We start from the raw sequence: 6,295 nt of genomic DNA, 5'->3' as shown, positions 1-6,295 counted from the left end.
GACTGTATTTGTCCCTCGTCTGATAGTCCTTTATCTTTTGTCCAAAAAATGTATTTGTCCTTTGTCTGATGGTCTTTTATCTTTTGTCCAAAACCCGAAAAGCGGCAACAGCCAACAACAGCCAGCCTAAAATAAACAACACGCCGCCCATCGGGGTTATTGGCCCCATATAAATAAGCCAGTGCCAACCAATAATACTCCGACAACTTAACAGGTACAGTGATCCCGAGAAAAATACGATCCCAAAGGTAAACAGGTAATAACAGGCTCTGATCAGCTTAGTTTTTGCATCATCCTTAAAAGTTGAAAGAAACAACAAAGCAAATACATGATAAAAGTTATACTGTACAGCGGTATGCCATACTTCAAGCTGATAGGCCGGCAAAACTGCTTTTAAACCATGTGCGCCAAATGCACCGGTTACAACCGCCAGCATACCAAAAACAGAAGCAGTAATGATAATTTGTTTGTTCATGCAGATATAAAAAGCTAAGTTAACCAATTGAAAGTATTACTTTAATGCCGCAGGGTAAAATTCTATCTTTGCAAAGCAAACCGCGATGAAACGACTGATAGTTACCACCATAATTTTACTGGCTGCTGCTGTATCCATTACGGTTATCTATTTTAAAAATCTAAGTCCGCCGGGCGCACGCAACACCCAGGTGATGCAAACCATCCCCGATAACGCAGTTGCGGTATTTGAGTTCAATAACGAGAAGGGATTTTACGATATTTTTAATGGCAATCAGCTATTAAGCGCTGTTGTAGGCAAATCAAAACTAAACGACCTGGATACACTGCGCAAATTATTATTATCATCTCCGCTGGCTAACGGGTTCTTCTCGGGGCAAAATGTTTTTATATCAATCCACCCTACCGATGCGGATGATGTTGGCCTCCTGGTAACTACCACAGCAGCTACAGGTTTTGAACCCGATGCCTTTGCCAAAATAAGTACAAAATCAAAAGGTGGCTTAACTTTAACCTCACATCATAACGCAATAGGTTTGGAGTATGATATATTTATAAAAGCTATCAACAAACATTTTTACATCATCAAAAAAGAGGATAATATTTTCATCGGCAGTTTTTCAAAAGCCCTTATCGATCAAAGTATATTATACCGCAGCGATAAGGGCAAAAACATATTTGTGCCTCTCCCAGATCAGCAGAATTCCAATTCGCTGGCAAATTTGTACATTAATTACAGGCAGTTATCGCCCATATTCGATCAGTTTTTCAGGAATAATAACACCGACATTTTCAAAAGTTTCCGGCTGTTGCCGGCCGTTGCTGCACTTAGTTTAAACTATAAAAGCGATGCGCTGATGTTTAATGGCACTACCAGCTTCAATAGCCATACTTTTAGTTATTTAAACCTGTTTGCCAACCAGCAACCGGTTATCAATCGTTTAAAAGATATTTTCCCGGCTACTACTGCTTACAGTATTAATTTCGCGGTCTCTGATCCGCAAAAGTTTGCTACCGATCTTTCGCAATGGCACATTAAGGCCGGCGTGAGCGCCGAAAAGGATAAACTATTTGGCAAAATAAGGCAAGAGACAGGCATGTTTTTAAAAACCGAATTTGAACATTTGCTAAGCAATGAGTTTGCTGTGGTAACTACACGCTACCAGGAAAAGTATGCTATAGTTTCTGTTAAAGATGGTTCAAAACTATTGCCGTTAATGACCAACATCAGTACTATGACCACTGATAATGTTKGGCAATTTAATTATGAAAAGCTGCCGTTTTTTTTATTGGGCGATGCCTTCAGCATTTTCAGGAAACCCTACTTTATGATCATAGATAACTACCTGGTACTGGCAACTACTCCGTCGGAGCTGCTAAGCTATACCGATACCTATATCAACCGTAAATTCATCAGCAAAAATGAGCAATATAACCAGTTTGATAACCTACAGGCCGAAAGAAGCAACGTAGCATACTTTGTCAATTTTAAAAACGCCCAACCTATATTAAAACGCGACCTTAAAGAATCGCTTTACAACAGCTTTGAAAACAACCAACCCGGCTGGAGGAGTTTTTATGGGGCAGCCTACCAGTTTACCTCATCAGACAATAACTTTTATACTAATTTCTGTATGCAGTTAAACAATATTGATACCGCAATGTTAAAGAAGTAATTATTTAGTCCATTACACAACCCCCTTACACTTAAATACGTTAAAATAACGATTAATTAATTCTTTTTTATTGATATTCAATTTTGAATTTTATCTTTAAAAAATCACAGAAGACTAAGGCAAGGTGAGATATTATATATGAATAAGATTTTAATTATTTTTTTCGTTACGTTTTTTTCCTTCTCGGTTTCTGCCCAGCAATTTTCACAGTACAACACAGGTACACTTTATGATTCTTTTGAAAACCCCTCTGTAAGGTCATTCATACCAGATTCAAGCAGGCAATATGCATTCAATTTTTTTATACCMAACTTTGATGCTAACGCCTATGTAACCGGCAATATACAGCAAGGTATAAAAAGCAGGCTATTTTCTGCTTATCCTTCATATGGTTTGGGCAGGTTAACCGTGGGTAAGAGTAAAACAAACCATTTCAACGTTAATGTAAATGCGTACGCCATAATGCTTAAAGCGTTTACCAGTCTTAACGGAGATGTGGAGATGGGTTTTTCGTACCAGACAAAGTTAGAATCCCGGGGGACTGTCAGTGATGAAACCATCGCCTTGCTTGACGGCGGCTCAAAATTTGTAAATGGTGCCGTATACAATAATATTTTCAACGATCATTTTTTGATGCAGTCCTACAACCAGTTAGGATTTTCGTACCGGGAACGCATCAATAAACAGTTGGCTTTGGGTTTCAAAATAAGTGGCTTATTGGGTATTAAGTATTCAAAGTTTGATATTGATGGTTCGCGGGCTCAATTTAATCAGCTTACCAGCCAAGCAATTATTACTATGCGTGGCCGTTATTATTCAAGCTATATACCAGGGGCTCCCTCTGCGCGTGATTATTTACCTACGTTTCGCAGCCCGGGAGCTGCCATATCATTAGGAGCATCATATCTCACCGAGGATAAAATAACCATACAAGCTAATATTAAAGACCTCGGCTTTATCCACTGGAGCAGCCGGTCCGCAATATCTGATTTTAATAATACCGAAACTTATGGAGGCCTTACATCAGATCATCGTGAGGATAGTATTTATAATCATACTATGAATATATTAAGTAGCTCCCCAATTAAAAAATCGTTCACTACAAAAATAAATGCCAAAGCCGAGTTGAGCGCATCAAAAACTTATTGGATAGATTACGATAATAACTTCAAATACACACCAACACTTGTGGGTTCCAAGGAAGTATGGTTTACTGGTTTTACGGGGGCCCTTGTTAATCATCTGCAGTATCATAATTATACCGGCACGCTTACAGCCAGTTATGATGATATGAAGCTATTTAACATTGGCTTACAGTTTATGTATAAAAACCCTAATAGTGAATTTTACATAGGCAGCGAAAGACTGTTGAATACCGCCAGCTTTGCAATGGCAGCTTTAGGTAGCCAGACGCAAATAAACCATAACGGTTCGTATTCGGGCATGGATCTGTACATAGGATTCTCGATGAAATTTGGGGCGGTAATTGAGCATCCCATGAATGCAAGCTATATCCCGATGGGCGAAAAGGGTTTTTTGGGCAGATTATGGGGCCGGATATTTAAAACGAATAAATAACGTCAGATAGATATGAGATTTTAGACCAGGCGCATCTTACATCTATAAAACTTTCTTGCCGGCAATAAAATCTTTCAGATAATAGGGCTCAAAATACGCCACATCTTCAAAATCATTATTGCGGAACTTTTCGGCTGCCTTTTGGGTAAGGTAAGTTGCCGAATTTTCAAAACTACTTATAAACAGCGCATTAGGATTTGATCCTAAAACACGCTCGCATTTATCGGCCCCATCACCAAAAAACAAAACCTTGTGCATGCTCAGCAATTCGCTGAAACTATTTTCGTCAATAATATCAGCAGCGGTCGCCCTTAGCTTTTCACCATCAGCATTAAACACTGCACAATAAACTTCCATGCGGCGGGCATCAATCATGGGGCACAAAAGGGTGCCTTCGCTAATTACAATACCAGGATAATTATTAATAATACCGTAAGCCATAGCCTCCAGCGTTTCAATGGCTATAAGGGGTTTATCCAATGCAAAACAAAGTCCTTTAGCTGTTGATACCCCTATGCGCAAGCCTGTGTATGAGCCAGGGCCACAGCTTACCGCAATGGCATCCAGATCACGATAGGTATAACCGTTACCGGTTATCAGTTCTTCAGTAAATAAAGTAATTACTTCGGCGTGTTTGTTGCGCTCATTTACCTGCTTAAAAGCGAGCACCTTTCCACCGGCAGCCAGGGCTACCGAGCAGGATGTTGTTGCAGTTTCAATTTGTAAAATGAGGCTCATGAGTTAAGTTTTGAGTTCGGGATCCTGAGTTCTGAGATTTGAGTAACCACAAATTAATTATCACTTAAAACCTTGAACTTAATTATGGTACAGGGTCATGACCATGCCCACCCCAGGGATTGCAGCTGGCAATCCTTTTTATGGTTAGCCATCCGCCTTTAAAGGCACCATATTTTTTAATAGCTTCTACACCATACTGTGAGCAGGTTGGCGTATACCTGCATGATGCACCTGTTAATGGCGAGATAAAATACTGGTATATTTTTATAAGCAATATAAAAACACCTCCTATCAGCATTTTAATCAACCTCACCAGCGCCATCATACTATTGCATTGTTGGTAGCCGCTAATTGTTCTGCAAGCTGGGTTAACAGCTTTTGCATCTTTTTTTCGATCACGCTGTACGGGGCAATTTCTTTACCAATATAACCTATCGATAGCACGATAGCTTTATCGGCCGATAGCAGCAAATTGTAAAGATTTTGTTGCTTGTGCAGCCTGTACGATTCGCGCATACAGCGTTTTATTAAATTACGGTCAACCGCACGCTTATAACGCCTTTTGGGTACCGAAAATAATACCTGTACAGGATATTGCTGTGGTTCGGTTTGATACAACCACGAGGCTTTAAATGGGTAACACAAAAAAGAAGAGCCGCTATGAAAAAGCTTATCGATAAGCCTTTTATTACATAACCGTTCTTCTTTTTTAAAAGTATACATAGTTGCCTTATTGGAACCGGGATTTAAGCAGTTAATCGGTATCCATTGGTTTGCCTACAGGCAAACCAGCGCAACCGGTTTATGCTTTGTGACTACCCTCGTCAGAAACAGATAATCTTTTTCTGCCTTTAGCTCTTCTGGCTGCTAATATTCTCCTGCCGTTAGCAGTCGACATGCGTTCACGGAATCCGTGTTTATTTCTTCTTTTTCTTTGAGAAGGCTGAAACGTTCTTTTCATGGCTATTTTATTCTATTCGTCGTTTTAAAAACAAGAGCGCAAATGTAGTAATATTTTGAAACTTTTCAAACACTATTTTTCTTATTTGTCATTCCGTTTTAGTTAGTGTAAATTAAAGGTTTTAAAACCATAATATGAAATCAGCCGGCATCCTGTTACTTATGTGTTTACCTTTTATATCCCTGGGCCAGGAAATAGCCGCCTCTCACTATAAAATATATAACACAGCTACTCAAAAACCGGCCACAGTTGCTGATATTATCAGCAGTATGAACAAAGCCGATGTACTGTTTTTTGGCGAAGAGCATAATGATTCTACAGGGCATATACTGGAGTTTGAACTATTTAAAGAGCTGGAACAACAATATCCACATAAAACCGCCTTATCTATGGAAATGTTTAGCACCGATTGCCAACTTGTGCTTAACGAATACCTGGGCGGCCTCATTCGCGAGAAAAACTTAATTAGCGATGCCCGCACCTGGCCCAATTATAAAGATTACAGGCCACTGGTTGAACTTGCCAAACAAAGCCAGGTACCTGTAATTGCGGCCAACGCGCCATCCCGGTATACCAATATGGTTACACGCGGTGGTTTGGGCAGTTTACAACAACTGGATGCCCAGGCAAAAGCTTACCTTGCTCCCCTGCCTATTGATACAGCTACCGGCGTGTACTATGATAAATTTGTAAAAATCATGGGCGGGCATAGTGCAATGGCCGGTATGCAAATCTATCAATCGCAAAACCTTTGGGATGCTACCATGGGGTGGTCAATAGCTAAATTTTATAAAAGCCACTCCGGTTTTAAAATATTGCAGCTTAACGGAGGTTTCCACAGCGAAGAAAAATTAGGCGCAGCAGCCCA

Annotated in this window: 8 protein-coding genes; 3 read left to right on the top strand and 5 right to left on the bottom strand. The window is 39.9% G+C overall.

The window, feature by feature from the left end; all coding sequences use genetic code 11:
* Positions 1 to 76: 76 nt before the first annotated feature.
* Positions 77 to 475 carry a DUF423 domain-containing protein gene (locus tag AC1DPZ_RS19845; protein WP_477406627.1) on the bottom strand — a complete coding sequence of 133 codons (399 nt, stop codon included), beginning with the start codon at positions 473 to 475 and terminating at the stop codon, positions 77 to 79.
* 85 nt (positions 476 to 560) lie between these two features.
* On the opposite strand from AC1DPZ_RS19845, the gene AC1DPZ_RS19840 reads away from it, so the two are divergent.
* Both AC1DPZ_RS19840 and AC1DPZ_RS19835 read left to right on the top strand, forming a co-directional pair.
* Entirely contained in the window at positions 561 to 2,150 is a 1,590-nt protein-coding gene (locus tag AC1DPZ_RS19840) for a hypothetical protein (RefSeq protein WP_477406625.1), read from the top strand.
* 138 nt (positions 2,151 to 2,288) lie between these two features.
* A complete protein-coding gene (locus AC1DPZ_RS19835) occupies positions 2,289 to 3,728 on the top strand; it encodes a DUF5723 family protein (RefSeq protein ID WP_477406623.1) in 1,440 nt (479 codons plus the stop codon).
* A gap of 42 nt (positions 3,729 to 3,770) precedes the next feature.
* Here AC1DPZ_RS19835 and tsaB read toward each other — a convergent pair whose 3' ends face one another.
* The 4 genes from tsaB to rpmH all read right to left on the bottom strand — a co-directional run bounded on the left by tsaB (position 3,771) and on the right by rpmH (position 5,427).
* Positions 3,771 to 4,466: a tRNA (adenosine(37)-N6)-threonylcarbamoyltransferase complex dimerization subunit type 1 TsaB gene (gene tsaB / locus AC1DPZ_RS19830; protein WP_477406621.1), complete on the bottom strand. Its 696-nt coding sequence runs from the start codon at positions 4,464 to 4,466 to the stop codon at positions 3,771 to 3,773.
* Between the two features lie 82 nt (positions 4,467 to 4,548).
* Complete coding sequence (gene yidD, locus AC1DPZ_RS19825) at positions 4,549 to 4,791, bottom strand: membrane protein insertion efficiency factor YidD (protein WP_477406619.1); 243 nt, start codon at positions 4,789 to 4,791, stop codon at positions 4,549 to 4,551.
* A complete protein-coding gene (gene rnpA, locus AC1DPZ_RS19820) occupies positions 4,788 to 5,189 on the bottom strand; it encodes a ribonuclease P protein component (RefSeq protein ID WP_477406617.1) in 402 nt (133 codons plus the stop codon). Before rnpA ends, yidD begins: the two co-directional genes overlap by 4 nt.
* A gap of 79 nt (positions 5,190 to 5,268) precedes the next feature.
* The gene (gene rpmH, locus AC1DPZ_RS19815; RefSeq protein WP_184542896.1) at positions 5,269 to 5,427 is read right to left on the bottom strand and encodes a 50S ribosomal protein L34; all 159 of its coding nucleotides are present in this window, start codon (positions 5,425 to 5,427) and stop codon (positions 5,269 to 5,271) included.
* A gap of 134 nt (positions 5,428 to 5,561) precedes the next feature.
* Here rpmH and AC1DPZ_RS19810 point away from each other — a divergent pair.
* The coding region (locus AC1DPZ_RS19810; protein ID WP_477406615.1) for a ChaN family lipoprotein at positions 5,562 to 6,295 on the top strand (734 nt) is incomplete at its 3' end.

The sequence above is a fragment of the Mucilaginibacter sp. P4_G9 genome (genome assembly GCF_056400985.1).
This window is presented reverse-complemented; position numbering and strand designations above follow the sequence as displayed.